The 15,675-nt window shown below is 44.3% G+C and carries 11 protein-coding genes; 1 reads left to right on the top strand and 10 read right to left on the bottom strand.

Annotated features, from left to right (window positions below; all coding sequences use genetic code 11):
* Positions 1 to 238: 238 nt before the first annotated feature.
* The 5 genes from aphA to cmoM form a co-directional block, all read right to left on the bottom strand.
* Complete coding sequence (aphA, locus tag ACSJJG_RS11960) at positions 239 to 952, bottom strand: acid phosphatase AphA (RefSeq protein WP_481089480.1); 714 nt, start codon at positions 950 to 952, stop codon at positions 239 to 241.
* 157 nt (positions 953 to 1,109) lie between these two features.
* Positions 1,110 to 5,573 (bottom strand): chromosome partition protein MukB, encoded by a 4,464-nt coding sequence (mukB, locus tag ACSJJG_RS11965; protein WP_481089481.1) that lies wholly within the window; start codon positions 5,571 to 5,573, stop codon positions 1,110 to 1,112.
* Positions 5,570 to 6,292: a chromosome partition protein MukE gene (gene mukE, locus ACSJJG_RS11970; protein ID WP_481089482.1), complete on the bottom strand. Its 723-nt coding sequence runs from the start codon at positions 6,290 to 6,292 to the stop codon at positions 5,570 to 5,572. The genes mukB and mukE overlap by 4 nt, the downstream gene beginning before the upstream one ends.
* The gene (mukF, locus tag ACSJJG_RS11975) at positions 6,273 to 7,595 is read right to left on the bottom strand and encodes a chromosome partition protein MukF (protein WP_481089483.1); all 1,323 of its coding nucleotides are present in this window, start codon (positions 7,593 to 7,595) and stop codon (positions 6,273 to 6,275) included. Before mukF ends, mukE begins: the two co-directional genes overlap by 20 nt.
* The gene (gene cmoM, locus ACSJJG_RS11980) at positions 7,592 to 8,377 is read right to left on the bottom strand and encodes a tRNA uridine 5-oxyacetic acid(34) methyltransferase CmoM (protein ID WP_481089484.1); all 786 of its coding nucleotides are present in this window, start codon (positions 8,375 to 8,377) and stop codon (positions 7,592 to 7,594) included. Before cmoM ends, mukF begins: the two co-directional genes overlap by 4 nt.
* 153 nt (positions 8,378 to 8,530) lie before the next feature.
* Here cmoM and elyC point away from each other — a divergent pair, with 153 nt between their 5' ends.
* Complete coding sequence (gene elyC, locus ACSJJG_RS11985; protein WP_481089485.1) at positions 8,531 to 9,358, top strand: envelope biogenesis factor ElyC; 828 nt, start codon at positions 8,531 to 8,533, stop codon at positions 9,356 to 9,358.
* 106 nt (positions 9,359 to 9,464) lie between these two features.
* On the opposite strand, the gene kdsB is transcribed toward elyC, so the two are convergent.
* The 5 genes from kdsB to ACSJJG_RS12010 all read right to left on the bottom strand — a co-directional run bounded on the left by kdsB (position 9,465) and on the right by ACSJJG_RS12010 (position 15,642).
* Entirely contained in the window at positions 9,465 to 10,214 is a 750-nt protein-coding gene (kdsB, locus tag ACSJJG_RS11990) for a 3-deoxy-manno-octulosonate cytidylyltransferase (RefSeq protein WP_481089486.1), read from the bottom strand.
* A 3-nt stretch (positions 10,215 to 10,217) separates the two neighbouring features.
* Positions 10,218 to 10,397, bottom strand: a complete 180-nt coding sequence (locus ACSJJG_RS11995; RefSeq protein WP_481089487.1) for a Trm112 family protein — start codon at positions 10,395 to 10,397, stop codon at positions 10,218 to 10,220.
* 126 nt (positions 10,398 to 10,523) lie between these two features.
* Positions 10,524 to 11,516 (bottom strand): tetraacyldisaccharide 4'-kinase, encoded by a 993-nt coding sequence (gene lpxK, locus ACSJJG_RS12000; RefSeq protein ID WP_481089488.1) that lies wholly within the window; start codon positions 11,514 to 11,516, stop codon positions 10,524 to 10,526.
* Complete coding sequence (msbA, locus tag ACSJJG_RS12005) at positions 11,513 to 13,261, bottom strand: lipid A ABC transporter ATP-binding protein/permease MsbA (RefSeq protein WP_481090429.1); 1,749 nt, start codon at positions 13,259 to 13,261, stop codon at positions 11,513 to 11,515. The genes lpxK and msbA overlap by 4 nt, the downstream gene beginning before the upstream one ends.
* Positions 13,262 to 13,296: 35 nt before the next feature.
* On the bottom strand, positions 13,297 to 15,642 hold the full coding sequence (locus tag ACSJJG_RS12010; protein WP_481089489.1) for a ComEC family protein: 2,346 nt from the start codon (positions 15,640 to 15,642) through the stop codon (positions 13,297 to 13,299).
* Positions 15,643 to 15,675 lie beyond the last annotated feature (33 nt).

The following is a 15,675-nucleotide window of genomic DNA, read 5'->3' on the forward strand; positions in this document are numbered from 1 at the left end:
ATCCAATGACTTATTATAATTATCCGCAGACCTATTTTATCAGAAAGAATACTGCTAATTATATACATAATTACTCTTTAAGATAGGATGCCTACCTAATCAAATTTGATCGCACCAGGTAAAATAAAATCTAAGAAAAATAAAATTTTCATCATAATAATTTAAATTATTATGGCTTAAAACTTAAAAAGAGCACCTTTAGTACCTTTAATCAGGTATATTGTATTGAATTTTAAGATTAATACTCAGAATTAATGACGACTTCTTCTCCAAAGCGGCCAGCTTTAGGCAGGGGCTGATAAGAAGAGTTTGATGCTCTCAAGATACGAATACCTCGAATATTCAATTCACGAGCAGCGGCAATATCAGTATCTGCATCGCCATAATAAATTTTCAATTTATGCTCTCTCATCCAACTGACTTTGTTATTTTTACCTGATTCATCTCCCGCGAAAATAACGGCATTCATTTTATCGGCTGGAATATGTAAGTCTTCCTGTAAGTATTTGGTCACCGCTTCTGTCTTAGTTTTTGTCCGGGCTGTAATGAAATAAATGTCATCACCCCGCTTTAAGTGCATCTGAACCAATTCAATGCCGATCTTTTTTGGTATACTGAATTTATCCCATTCATTATTCATTTTTTCCCAAAATGCCAGGTTTTTCAGATAACTATTGTCATTAGGCGAATACTCCGATTTACCACGATAAAAACCTGGGCTTGAAAACAGTACGGTATCATCGATATCAAAACCTACCGCCATTACGGGTTGGTTTTGCAGACTTTGCTTAATCTGCTCTACGGATACCCAATGCACCGCATGACGTTGAGCCAACTCTGCCACAGAAACGCCTGAATCAACTTGCTCAGGCATAAACATTTTTGCTTGTGCCATGTTGTTCAAACCAAAAGTGAGCACAATTGTACTGAATACTAGAGTAACTTTACGCATCGTTATTCCTTTTTTACATTATTAGTAACGGTGCGAAATAGTAAACTTTCTCATCACATCAAAACGAGACATACTGCACAAGGCGACATATAAGATTATCTCAATAAGGGGGAACATAATATGTTCCCCCTTAGAAAAATATTATGCAGTGATAAAGTTATTCCTGCAATATAGGCTGTATCTGGTTTTGTGGCTGTTCAATAACCGGCACATCCTGCCCAAAACCACGCAGCCCCACAACATGTACATGTTCCTGATTATTGAAAATCTTACGTACCAGTTTATAGGTTGTCCCTTTTTCTGGGCTGATGTTTTCCGGCGCAGCAATAATTAACTGCATCTGTAGACGTTCACATAGCTCAAACAGCGTTGCAATGGATTTCGCATCCAATCGGGCAGCTTCATCAAGGAACAGCAATCGGCATGGTGAAATATCTTTACCACGCAGACGACGTGATTCCTCTTCCCAACTTTGTACGACCATGACCAGAATAGACATCCCCGTACCAATCGCTTCTCCGGTAGAAAGTGCTCCACTTTCCGCTTTCAGCCAGCCATCCGAACCTCGGTTGACTTCAACCTCCAACTCAAGGTAATTGCGGTAATCCAGCAACTCTTCACCAATAGTCTGCGGCAGACGCTGCCCGATGTCGATTTGTGGGTTCAGACGCTGATAAAGCTTCGCCATCGCTTCTGAGAAGGTCAGTCTCTGGCTGTTGAACAGATCCTGATGCTGCTCCTGCTGCTCAGAAAGTACATCCAGCAAGAGGGAATGACTTTCACGCACATTCACATTCAAGCGCACGCTGCCAACCTGTCCAAAAGAAACCGCCTGCAATCCTTGATTAAGCATGCGAATGCGGTTTTGTTCACGTTGAATGGTTTTGCGAATGATATTCGCCACGCTTTTGGAACTAATCGCCAGTTTCTGCTCACGAGAGGTTAATTCTTCAGTCAGACGAGCCAGCTCAATTTCCATCTGTTCAATAGCATCGACGGGATCATCCGTACGAATGATATCCTGCCGAATACGTTCGCGCAGATGTTGGTAAACCGCCACGAAAAATTGGATTTTACGCTCAGAACGCTTCGGATCTTCGGATAAACGCAACGCATCGCGCAGGTGTTCATTATCGGACACAGCTAGACGCAATGCCCCCAGCGCCTTATCCGACATTGAACGCAGCTCATCACCATCCATATAAGCCAGTTCGCGACGATGTAAGCGACGTTCAACGCCATTGTCTTTCACCATGCGCATAACTGCACACCAGCCCGCCTTAGAAGAGACCACTTGTTCACGCTTCTGGTCATAATCACGCTCGGATTTGCGCAGTTTTTTCTGGAGGTTTTCCATTTCTGCCTCACAGAACGCGATCTGTTTCTCAAGCTGGTTAATGCGGGAACGGTTAGCATTCACAACAGCGTGAAGCTGATCACGGCGTTCACGGGCACGATTTTCGGCGTTGGCATCTGCCTGGACACCGATATCTTTCAACTCCTGCTCAAGTTCTCTCAACATATCTTGCTTGGTGTCATAAGAACTTTTCAGTGATGCCAATACTTGATTAAATTGCGCGCATTGTGCTTGCTGCTGACGCAATTGTTCACGCGCACGGCTACGATCAGATTCTGCGTGTTCAAGGCGCTGGCGCAGTTTGTCGTTCAGGTCGGCATTTTCGTTAAGCATACCGGCAGAGTCGCTATAGCTGAAATGCGCACGGCGTTGCACAACTTCCGTCAGGGCAAAGGCTTGTTGTTTAGCCTGATTCTGGCTCTGTTTCGCAGCCTCATAATCCTTCTGCAACTGCTCATGTTGCTGTGGATCACTTTGCAAGACCGAAACCAAGGGTTCAAGTTTAGCCAAAGCATTGCCGTGTTGTTGCAGGAAACGCGCCGCTTCCTGAGCCTCACTCATTTCTTCTCGGACTGTTTCCACTCGATCAGGCAGGGTTTCATCCAACAAAATCGTCATTTGTGGAATCAGGCGATTCAGCATTGATAGGCTCTCTTTCACCTGAACCAGTTTCTGTTGATGCTGCTGAGCCTGAGTTTCAAATTGCGATAACTCACGCCCCAATTCAGTACGACGCTGACTCAGGCGACGCATTTCTGCTTCTGGATCATCATCAAATGCAACAGAAAGATGTTTCCCCACAAAACGGCTAAAAGCCTGATGCGCACGCTGAACTTTCTGCACATCAAACGAAAGTGTCGCGTAGCGCTCTGCCAGCGTATCACGCTCAAAACTGAGTGCTTCCAGACGACTTTCTCTTGCTGCCCGTCCAAATAGCGGAACCTCGGGATAACGGGAATAACGCCATTGGCGATCGGATGATTTCACCAGAACTGCGTTTTCCTGCTCTTCAAAATGGAATACGCTGTCGTCAAAAGACTGCGGATCTCCCTCAATTAAATAGAGATCTTCCGGGCAATCTTCCAATGTTTCCAGATGTGGACGAACCAGTGAGAGATCAGGCACGACAATTGCGTGCCGCGCAGGACCATAGAGTGCGGAGAAATAAGGTGCATCATCAATGGTAATGTCATCATAAATTTCAGACAACAAAACACCACCAAAACGCTCTGCCAATGCAAGCAATCGGCTATCTTCGGCACCACTTGGTTGGTTCAGACATTCAATCTGTTTTTCCAGTTCACGTTTCTGTGCAGCAATATCATCACGCTCAACCGTAATTTCGCGTTCTTGTTCGAGCAATTGCTGCATATATTCAGTCACATCGTGACTATTTTCGAATGTTTCATTGCATTGTTCACTAAGCTGGTCCAAGGCTTCCTGGGCTGCCAACCATACAGGCGCCCGTGCTGTCAGCTCTTGAATTTTTTGCTTGAGCTGTTCAAGCTCCTGACGTATTTGAATACGACGTTCACCGCTTTCATTGGCGCCCAGGCTCAGCTCTTCCAATTGAGCTTCCAGTTCTCCCCGTAACGCCTCCAAGTCTTCTGCCTGATATTGCTGGTTATGGCGCTTACAGAATTCCTCCAGCAAACGCTCTGCATTTTGCTGACTGTTCAGGCGTTGTTCTAGCTCGGCCAACTGGATACGCAAAGGTTGGACGCGTTCAGTCAGATGACGCAGGGATGACCATTCACGCAATGCTTCACGAGCGGCTTGCCACGCTTCACTGCGGCTTACTTCACCAACAATACTTTTTACCAGTTGATAAGCCTGCTCAAACTGACTATGCGCCGCGTCAGCAACGCTCAATTTCTGTTCCAGTGCCAGCAACATCTCTGTCGCTTGCTGCGCTTTAGCCTGATAGGTTTCCTGCCAATCGTCGGCATTTTCTATCGACAGATCGGGAAGTTGGCAAAGTTCACGGGCACGTTCTAACGCTTGCAGTGCTTGCTGATATTGAATAGCGCGAGTTTGCTGTACATCCAAAGCTTGTTGATAATCAGCAAGCTGGCTTTTCAGTTCATCAACTTCTTGTTCTGCCGCTTCAAATGTGGCTTCATATTCTACTTGAAGATCTCTCGCCTCTTCGACAACTTCACTCTGTTCTTCCAGTCGGTATGTGAGTTCTTCAATATCAGATTGGTAGCGATCGATTTTTTCCTGCTGGCGCACCGCTGTTTGAACCAGATTCAGGTGATCACTGGCTGCCTGATAATCCATGTCTAAATCAGAAGATGCACCGCTTTGTTCTGCCAGTTCCCTCGCCATTTCAACATGGCGATATTGTTCAGCAACCAGTTGACGACGGCCGCCAAATAGTTCACTGCGCAAAGCCAGTGCCTCATCCAGATGAACGCGGCGTTCGTTGGCATGGCGCATATAGTCAGCAGACACATAAGCCGTAGCTTCTGTGATAAGGTGCTTGAAAAGATCACGGTCAGATTGGGTGACACGGATAGCTTCTAGCGTAATGCGGTTTTCACGCAATGCGGCTTCCATATCCTGAAATGCTTTTCTGACGCCGCTGTTTTCCGGTAACAAGTAATCACGCAATGAACGGGTAATCGCACTGGAAATTCCGCCATATAATGATGCTTCTATCAGGCGATAAAATTTGCTGCGGTCACTCGCTGAACGCAAACGTTTTGGGATCACGCCCAAATCAAACATCAGGGCGTGATAATCTGTAATCGAGTTAAATTGCTTGAACTGAACGCCTTCCATCTCATCAAGGCGTTCCTTTAGTTCATTTAAGGGCAGAACCCGCGCCTGACGTTCGTTGATATTGTCAGTCAATAACTGTGTTGGCTGAATCGACGCAGGAACGCCCTGGATCATAAATGGCTTAATATCAACTTTTCGATCACGTCCTGCCACTTGTTGTAAACGGACTCCGGTGATGATCCGTTGATGGCGAGAGTTAACAACATCCAGCGTGGAATAGCAAACACCTGCCCGTAACTTACCGTGCAACCCTTTATCACGTGAACCCGAGGTGGCGCCCGCTTCTGTCGTATTGCGGAAATGGAGCAGTGTTAAATCAGGGATTAATGCGGTCACAAACGCCGCCATTGTGGTTGATTTACCTGCACCATTACCGCCGGATAAGGTCGTCACAAGCTCGTCAAGATCAAACGTTCTGGCAAAAAAACCGTTCCAGTTAATTAACGTCAGTGAGCGAAATTTACCGCGTTCAATCATGATTGTTCATCCTCCGCATCTTCTGCTGAATGCCCTGATGCTTCTTCATGTTCATTATCTTCCTGCGATGTTTCCCCTTCTACTGGCATGGCTTCACCATCACGGATCATGCGTAATTGTGCCTCGCGTGGGTCATCACCGCTGCGTACATCTGCACCGAAGCGAAATACCGCTTCGGTAATCGTAAATTTATTGCTGTCGTTTTGCAGGAAATAAACCATACCCAGACGGCGTAAGCGGTTTAAGGCTGTGCGCGCTTTTTCCTGCAATTTCTGTTTGTCCAGATCTGAGCCTGTCGAGCGTTGATTCATTAATTTCATTAGCTTATTTTCATCTGCCAATGACAGTAATTCTTCGTACAGCTCCTGAAAGGTAAATATTCCCTGATTAGACAGGCGCTCCGGGCTAAGGTAGAGGTAGCACAGGAGCTTACCTACCATCATATCTAATTCGGACAGCACAGATCGCGGGATCAGCGTCGTAGAACGGGGACGCAGATAGAAAAAACCTTCTGGTGCACGGATTAATTCGACGTTATAACGCGCATAAAACATTTCCAGCTCTTCCTGAAAGTCCATCAAAAAAGCATGATTATCAAGATCATCCAGACTGATATGACGCCCTGCTCGCAGTTGGCTGTCTAATTCAGGGAAAAGTGGATTGGATAATGCCTGAACCAGTTTCACTGGCATAAGTTGTTCAATATGTGTCGATGACATGTGCCTGTACCTTGGCTCCGTAATCATTAATCGCTAACCATTCCGCTGGCAAACCAGAGAAATCCGCTTCTGCAACGCCCAACCTGACTGCTTGATCCACCAAGATACGTGCCACATCAAAATGGCGTTTACGTGGATACTGGACAAGGTAGTCGCGCAGTACAGCCCCCAAATCCAGAGGAAGTTTTGCCTGTTGGTAAATTGCCAGCGCCTGCTCTACCATTTCAGCTAATTGTTCATTGATTTCACTAAACTCTTCATATTCCATTTCTGGCGGTAATTCTCCCATTACCTCTTCATTACGCAGAGTCAACTCTTCATCACGCATATCCAGAAAACGTTCTGCATTAGCGACAGTCAGAGTCCACGGGCTGTCAAAATAGTGTTGAATGGATTGACGAAGGCGCTGGGCAAAAATGCGGTTTTTATCCATATCAATGGCGGTTCGGATAAATTTGTGAACGTGGCGGTCATAACCTATCCACAGATCAATGGCTTGTTGCCCCCAACTGATAATGCGATCCAGTTTGCTTTGCAAGTCAAAAACCAGTTTATCCACCAACTCAGAGCCACCGCTATCCATATTCGCGGCCTGGATGCGTAATAGATTAGCCTGCAATTTATCACCCGCGGCTTCTAACGTATCCTGAAGTTCCCGCAGTGTGCCGGAGGTTTCAGACAGTAGTTGTTCACAATTAGCGATGGCGGCCTGCCAATCCTGATTGAGTAGTGCGGCGATATCGGTTTTTACGCTGTGTTGCTGTTCATCCATCAAGCGCTGAGACATGTCAATGCTGTCAAAAATTTCAGCGACAGAATATTTAAGAGGGGCAAAAACATTGCGATGCCAATGTAATTCATCACCCCCTTCTTCGGCTGCCTCTGCCGCTCGGTGCAATTCGTTAGCAACGATGGATAACTGCATAGAAAGACGCAATGTGGAGAATTCACGCTGGCGAATGTAATAATCACTGATACCAATACCCAATGGAGTCAGGCGATAAATGGCATTGCCATCCGCCAATTCACTGGTAAAACGGTTAAGTAATTTCTGACGAACCATATCGTTAATAGCATTATTCGCCCTGACAGATACCGCTTCCGAAGTCTGCTCAAAACCCTTACACACTTCACGAAAGGCATCCACCAGCTCCCCTTCACTCATTTCACCATCAAGCCGTTCACTGTTTAATACGGCAATAGCCAGCAAAAAAGCCAAGCGTTCCGGTGGTAACGAAATTGAAAAGTCATTTTTTCTGGCCCAGGACACAAGTTCAGGAACCGTCTGGGAATATTCACTCATAATTCGCTCTTTAAGGTAGGCTTGCGTGCCATCACATGAATATAACGCCCCAGGCTGGTATAGGGCTCCTGTCTGCAATAACGCTGTTCAAGTTCAAGCAACGCTGGAAAATCTGTGTCTTGTAATTGACGACTTTGCAGGTAATCATGAAAAACTCTCACGCCTGTTTTACCTGTTATTTCCATCTTAAGTTCAGTTAGCCATTGATATACCTGTTCCGGTACTAACGGATGTTGTGGCGACAGAGAGCGCTTCCGACGACGCTGGATATTAGGTGTCGCCAAATGAAAATTACCCAGGATAGCGTTACGCATGACCAGCCCATTAGCATTATAAAACATTAATGAAAGTGCACCACCGGGCGTTATTATCTCTTCCAATGTCTCTATTGCATCTTTTTGGTCGATGATCCACTCCAATACAGCATGAAATAAAATCAGATCAACGGGCTGTTCAATATGCTGGTGAATTTCCTGTACCGGGCTTTGGATAAATTGTATCTGATCGAGAAGACCCCGCTCTTCGGCGTTATGTTCCGCTCTTTGAATCATCTCTTTTGATAGATCACAAAGTATGACCTGATGTCCCAATTCAGCTAATTGGCAGGCCATATTACCTTCACCGCCCCCCGCATCCAAAATGCGCAAAGGACGTTGAGGCAAATGATTCAGCAATTCGTTAATATCCTGCCAGACAACGGCCTGCCTGATTTTACCTTTGGTTGTGCCGTAAATATTACGCGAAAATTTGTCTGCAATATCATCGAAATTGCGATCCCGCATGAAAAGCTGCCCCGCTTATAATCTAAGTTTAATTTATCTATTGAGTAATTATGCTATCTACTGTTATTTTGGCACAGTAATCATTTAATTAACTACTTTTAGCCTTAAATTTGCCATTGCGCGATTATAATTTAACCAACCCAAGGCCAATCAATGTTATTTCTGCTAAAAAAATATATCGGCTCGCTATTAATGCCTTTACCGCTGATTATTATCGTCTCTTTTGCCGCTCTGTTATTACTCTGGTTTACCCGCTGGCAAAAAACAGGAAAAACCATTTTATCACTCAGCTGGATGGCATTACTTTTATTTAGTTTACAGCCTATCGCAGATAAATTCTTACTCCCTGTCGAGGGAAAATATGTTCAGCGCTATGAACCAGACACAACATCTATAACTCCCGTAAAATATATTGTGGTTCTTGGGGGCGGATTTACTTATAACCCCCAATGGGCTCCCAGCGCCAACCTTATCAGTAACAGTTTGCCCAGAGTGACTGAGGGGATTCGGTTATATCATCTCAATCCTGGTGCTAAAATGATTTTTACTGGCGGTAAAGGTGTTAATGCCATTAGCAGTGCCGAAGTTGCTGCTATGGTAGCACAATCTCTGGGAATTCCTGTAGAAGACACGATAGCATTAAAAAAACCCCTGGATACAGAAGAAGAGGCTGCTGAAGTTGAAAAAATCGTCGGGCAACAACCTTTCATTCTCGTCACTTCTGCCAATCATATGGAACGATCTCTCAAGTTTTTTGCACAACGAGGTCTGCATCCAATTGCGGGTCCTGCCAATCAATTGGCTGTCACAACGCCTTTATATTCGTGGGAAAAATATCTTCCTTCTTCCTACTATTTATCACACACTGAGCGCGCCTGGTATGAGACATTAGGACGCATCTGGCAGACTATTAAACCGGTAAGTCAGGATATACGTATTGAAAAATCAGAAGGCTCTCAGCAAAAAGGTGATGAGAAATAACATCAGAATTAGAAGTGAAGCGTGCCAAAACGAGAAGAAAAAAGAGAATGCGGTATAAACGTTACGGCATTCTCTTTTAAATCTCACCCGATTTCAGACAAGAAGATCAGAGCGTGGCAAAAACTTTTCTGACGGTTTCCAGATCTTCCGGTGTATCAACACCCGCACCGGGCGCTTGCAGTGCTTTTGCTACATGAATCTTTTCACCGTACCAAAGCACTCTTAACTGTTCGAGCATTTCGATACTTTCCAATGGACTTGGCGCCCACTGAATATAGCGTCGAATAAACCCTGCCCGATACGCATAAATCCCAATATGGCGTAGGAAATACTCTCCAATAGTTTCTGTTGATTGCATAAAACGGTCCCGTTCCCACGGGATCGTAGCGCGGGAAAAGTAGAGAGCATAACCTTGTGAATCCATCACAACTTTAACGGCATTAGGATTAAATGCTTCTTCTGCATCCTGGATCGGTACAGCAAGAGTTGCCATTCCTGCATCACTGCCAGCTAAATTATCAGCCACCTGTTTGATGATCTGTTCTGGAATAAGGGGTTCATCGCCCTGAACATTCACAATAATTTCATCATCAGTAAATTGGTATTTATCGATAACCTCAGCCAGACGCTCCGTACCTGAATGGTGATTTTCGCGTGTCATACAAGCCTCACCGCCTGCGGCAATCACTGCATCAAACACGTCTTGATTATCTGTCGCCACAATAACCCGATCAGCACCAGAACGGATAGCCCGTTCCATCACACGCACTACCATTGGCTTACCATGAATATCAGCCAATGGTTTTCCAGGTAAACGGGTTGAGGAAAAACGTGCTGGAATGATAACGGTAAACATGGGTTATTGGTTTTCCTCTGTCGGCAAGACACGTGCTTCATTCTCTAGCAACACAGGGATACCATCACGGAAAGGAAAAGCGAGACGATCAAACTTACAAATCAGTTCAAGGTTTTCTTTATCATAACTAAGTTTGCCATGACATAGCGGACAAGCAATGATTTCGAGTAAACGGTGATCCATATATCCCCCAAAGGGCCTCAAATTTAATGTGGCTCAGAATACCACAAGCAATGTATCACCGTTAACTTTGTTGCTTTGTTTAATTTCCCTTATTTTCTTTAGAATGGTGAGAATAGCCCAACATTATTAGCGAGTATTTAATTCTGGCAATAAAGCACAGATATCGTTCAATACCTTTTGCCCTTTTTCTTCTGGCAATTCAGCGTGTACAGGTAAATACCACCAGTTAGGTTGCGCAAATTGAAAACATTTAACCGCATCTTTTTCTGTCATCAATAAATTTTGATCACTAGTTGCCAGAGCCAATAATTGAGATTTTTCGTACGCCTGATGATCAGCAAAAGCGTGTGTTTTCTGTAATTTCGCCCCTAATTGCTGCAATGTTGCAAAAAAACGCGGTGGATGCCCAATCCCAGCCATCGCAACACCATTGGGAAGATCTGTCACTTTTCGCGTTTCACCAGTCAGTAAGTTAACCACCAAATCCCCCTTTAAGGTCATGGGTAGTTCACCCGCTTCCGGTGTCCCACCATTAACAATGATGGCATTGACGCTATTTAAGCGCCCTGCCAATTCTCGCATAGGGCCAGCAGGTAACCAACAGCCATTACCAAAACGACGAACCCCATCAATCACCACAATCTCATAATCACGCTGCAAAGCATAATGTTGCAGGCCATCATCGGTAATGACGATATCAACCGGAGTGTGTGCCAATAATGTCTGAATGGCTTCGGCTCGCTTTGGTGCTACCGTAACAGGCACACCAGTACGACGACGAATTAAAACCGGTTCATCTCCTGCTTGCGCCGTTGTCACTTCATCGGTAATCAATAACGGATAATGTTCCGACTTCCCGCCATAACCACGCGAAACAACGCCAACCCGATAGCCTCTTTGCTGCAACTGTTCAACCAGCCAAATAACAACCGGGGTTTTGCCATTTCCCCCTGCTGTTAAGTTACCAACAACAACAACAGGCACTGGCGCTTTCCAGGAGCGACGCCATCCTCGCTTATAACTTAAACGACGCAAGCCGCTTATCAGCCCATAAAGGGCTGATAATGGTAATAATACGATATAAAGCCATGAGCGGCCTGACCATATGCGTTCAATCATTGGCCAAATTGCATCCTATGTAATTGTGCATATGCCCCATCATGTTGCAACAGAGTCGCATGGTCGCCCCTTTCTATGATATTCCCATCTTCAATGACGATAATTTCATCGGCATTTTCAATAGTAGAAAGACGGTGAGCAATGACCAATGAAGTTCTGTTTTTCTGCAATTCATCTAATGCAACCTGAATTGCACGTTCAGATTCTGTATCTAATGCAGAGGTTGCTTCATCCAAAATTAAGATCGGAGAATCACGCAATAAAGCACGGGCAATCGCAATACGCTGACGCTGTCCCCCAGAAAGCAGAACGCCATTTTCACCAATCATTGTATCAAGGCCATTATCCATCTTTTTGATAAAGTCCATTGCATAAGCCATTTCTGCCGCCCGCTCTATCTCTTCACGGCTAAAGCATCCTTCGCTGGCGTAAGCAATGTTATTGGCAACCGTATCATTGAATAGATGAACATTTTGCGATACCAACGCGATTTGGTTACGCAGTGAAGCCAGGGTATATTCACGCAGGTCATGACCGTCTAATACTATCTCACCTTCATTTATGTCATAAAAACGCGTCAGGAGATTGGCAATTGTCGATTTACCTGATCCTGAGCGCCCAACTAATGCAATCGTCTTTTCTGCCGGGATCGTCATTGAAATATTTTTCAACGCAGGATGATCTTTGGTTGGATAACAGAAAGTGACATTACGGAATTCAATGTTGCCTTTTGCCTTTTTAATTTCCAATTTACCTTCGTCTTTTTCCTGCTCCATATCCAGGATAGTAAATAAGGTCTGGCATGCAGCCATACCACGTTGGAATTGGGCATTAACGTTAGTCAGAGATTTCAATGGGCGCATCAGGGCAATCATAGATGAGAATACAACGGTGATTTTCCCCGCGGTTAAGGCGCCCATAATTTCAGGGAAACTGGCCGCATACAGGATAAATGCCAGTGCAAAAGAAGCAATAATCTGGATAATCGGATCTGAAATGGAATCAGCAGAAACCATCTTCATACCCTGCTGGCGCATATGATTACTGACTTTGTTAAAGCGTTCAGTTTCAACTTTTTGACCACCAAAAATTAAAACTTCTTTATGCCCTTTCAGCATCTGTTCGGCACTGGTTGTTACCATCCCCATGCTGCTTTGCATATTTTTACTGATATTACGAAAACGCACGGAAACAAGACGAATAACTCCCGCAACTATCGGCGCAATGACAATCAAAATAAGGGAAAGTTCCCAACTGTAATAGAACATCAGTATAAACAGGCCAATAATTGATGCTCCTTCCCTGACAACCGTCACTAAAGCACCGGAGGAAGAGGAGGCAACCTGTTCTGAATCGTATGTAATGCGGGAAAGTAAAGTTCCCGTGGATTGCTGGTCAAAGAAGGAAACAGGCATTCCCATCATATGATTGAACAGGCGGCGACGCATCTGCATGACCACTTTGCCTGATACCCAAGAGAGACAATAACTCGATACAAAACCGGATATGCCACGCAACAACATCAGTCCGATAACAACCAGTGGCATCCACTTCAATACGCTAATGTCTGCCTTGCCAAAACCCTCATCAAGCAAGGGCTTCAACAAGGAAAGCATCAATGTATCACCGGCAGCATTAATAACTAACGCAACCGCCGAAACTATCAGACCGATTTTAAAAGGAGTGACAATCGGCCACAATCGGCGAAAGGTCTGCCAGGTAGAAAGGTCTTTATCATTCATTATTGAGTTACCAAAACCAAAAGAAATAGCGAATCATTCTACTCATGATCGCCACGAATACCAAACCACTGATGATACCATCGTGACACTATTTGTTGTCGATAACCTTCTAATTTAATACCATCGCGATAAAAATAGCCGGTTATCTGACCAGAAACGGCTGTGCTATGCCATTCAACTCCGGCATTTTTATAGCGTTGTTTCACTTTCATTGAAGGTAGCCTCCACGGGCTATAGCGTGCAACTGAAGCCAAAGCATATTGAGGCATAACTCTGCGTATAAATACCGAAGCAGAAGAGGTGTTACTCCCATGATGAGGTACTTGTAGTACTGTTGCATGCAGATGATTTTTCTCAAGCTCCAATAAGCGGTATTCGCCCTGCTTTTCTAAATCTCCTGTTAATAACAGACTGTATTTACCATCATCAATGCGGATCACGCAAGATTGATTATTGCCAACAATAGCTGACTTTTCTGGCGGCCAGAGAACGGCAAAATTTAACTCCTGCCATGTCCACCGTTCACCACGGATACAAGGCAAATGAGTCTGATTCAAGGAAGGGCTTCTAATTTGGATATCAGGATATTTTTCAAGTAGATATTCCATTCCTCCCGTATGATCCAAATGATCATGACTCAGGATTATCTGCCCTGGTGTTAAACGATGCCAACGTAAATAAGGTTCAATAACTTTTTCTGCCATGCTGCCCGTTTCCCAACGATTTCCTGTATCAAATACAATCGCTTCTCCTCCCTTGTCAATGACCACAGCTAATCCATGCCCCACATCCAGCATGGAAAAACGCCATTGATAATCATTGGAACGTTTGGAATAACACACAATAATGCCAATGCAAACGCCCAACAACCATTTATAAGATCGCCACCAACCTAAGCGCCAAATCACAACAAAAAACCAGCCTACTAACGTAGTGACAATCGGATAGTGCCCTGTTTCAAACCATGAATATGTCAAAATAGGTAAAGGTGCCAAAGCAAATAAAATGCTGTTATCAACAAGCTGCCATAAAAACGGTTGGATAACCGGAAGAAAGAGACAAACTATCCCCAATATAACCAACGGAACAGATAAAAAAGAGATAATCGGAACAGCCCACAGGTTAGCCACCAATGATGCAATATTAACGCCCTGAAATAACAAAAGCTGCAACGGTAACAACATTAGCAACATGCCCAACTGCATATGCAATCCGCGCAGCCATGACCACTGCCAACCATGACGTATTGTTTCTGGCAAAGGCATCCAATAAAACCAAAATAACAGTGCCATCACCGCAGTAAATGAGAGCCAGAAACTGTCAGAAAGTATTGCCAAAGGATCGAAAAATAAAATAAGGGCGGCACTCCATAAAGCCCATTGCCATGAAAAACAATGCCTGCTTTTGCACCGTAAATAAATCCATAAAGTTAGCCCCAATATTGCCCGAATGGCTGGAATTCCCCAACCAGACAACCATCCATACAGCATTGCGGTTAACCAGCACATGATCAATGGAAAGCGAAATCCAATCCATTTTGCCGGAAAGAACAATTGCGTCATTCTTGCCAAACCCCAGCCAAATAAGCTGGCCATTGCAATATGCAGCCCTGAAATTGCCATCAAATGAGCAATACCTGTCTGCTGTAATAGCAAGCGAGTGGATTTATCCAACCACGTCCTTTCACCAAACGAGAGTGCTAATGCAATACCAGCCTGTTTTAATGACTGAATTTCTGGTAACAACTTATTCATGAAACTTTGTCGAAGATTACAATTTTTATTGAGTGGTTTTGCCTCAATAATTTTTCCATTCAATGGCTGGCGAATAGAAAGTAAATATCGTTGGCTATCAAAACTACCGTGGTTTAGTTGAGCATGAACAGGCCTGAGTTTCATTGTCATCTGCCATTTCTGACCGGCGCATAACAACTCTTTAGAGTTCCATGATACTGACGCATATAAGGCAGGAATAATATATTTCCCTTCACTCTCAATTAGCCTGATACGATAACGCGCCTTTTTATCATCTTCCTTTGTATTATTTTCCAACGATACACTATCAATCATAACGATTGCAGTACGGGACGTTTCGCTGAAATAAGTGACTTGTGCCAATATATGATGACCATGCCAACATCCGAAGATAAACGCCCATAATCCTAATGATATTAGTCGTATAATTTTATAAGGAAAAAATAATAAGCAACATGCAATGGTAACCAGATATTGGATGACTTTTTGTTGAGGAAGCTCTGCAAGGAATAATAAGGGAAAAATTCCCAATATAATGGCTAATGCAGCCAAATTTAGACTGATAAGTGGCGTCGGTTTTCGCCAAATGGCAAATAAATAGGTAAAAAGAGAAAATATTATCGGCTGCATCCATTATGCCTCTGTGCTGACATTCCATTCACG

This window comes from Xenorhabdus sp. SGI 60 (assembly GCF_056632175.1).

Excerpts from the sequence above, each read along its gene's own strand:
- aphA (WP_481089480.1), bottom strand. The coding sequence starts at position 952 with ATGCGTAAAGTTACTCTAGTATTCAGTACAATTGTGCTCACTTTTGGT.
- mukB (WP_481089481.1), bottom strand. The coding sequence starts at position 5,573 with ATGATTGAACGCGGTAAATTTCGCTCACTGACGTTAATTAACTGGAAC.
- mukE (WP_481089482.1), bottom strand. The coding sequence starts at position 6,292 with ATGTCATCGACACATATTGAACAACTTATGCCAGTGAAACTGGTTCAG.
- mukF (WP_481089483.1), bottom strand. The coding sequence starts at position 7,595 with ATGAGTGAATATTCCCAGACGGTTCCTGAACTTGTGTCCTGGGCCAGA.
- cmoM (WP_481089484.1), bottom strand. The coding sequence starts at position 8,377 with ATGCGGGATCGCAATTTCGATGATATTGCAGACAAATTTTCGCGTAAT.
- elyC (WP_481089485.1), top strand. The coding sequence starts at position 8,531 with ATGTTATTTCTGCTAAAAAAATATATCGGCTCGCTATTAATGCCTTTA.
- kdsB (WP_481089486.1), bottom strand. The coding sequence starts at position 10,214 with ATGTTTACCGTTATCATTCCAGCACGTTTTTCCTCAACCCGTTTACCT.
- ACSJJG_RS11995 (WP_481089487.1), bottom strand. The coding sequence starts at position 10,397 with ATGGATCACCGTTTACTCGAAATCATTGCTTGTCCGCTATGTCATGGC.
- lpxK (WP_481089488.1), bottom strand. The coding sequence starts at position 11,516 with ATGATTGAACGCATATGGTCAGGCCGCTCATGGCTTTATATCGTATTA.
- ACSJJG_RS12010 (WP_481089489.1), bottom strand. The coding sequence starts at position 15,642 with ATGCAGCCGATAATATTTTCTCTTTTTACCTATTTATTTGCCATTTGG.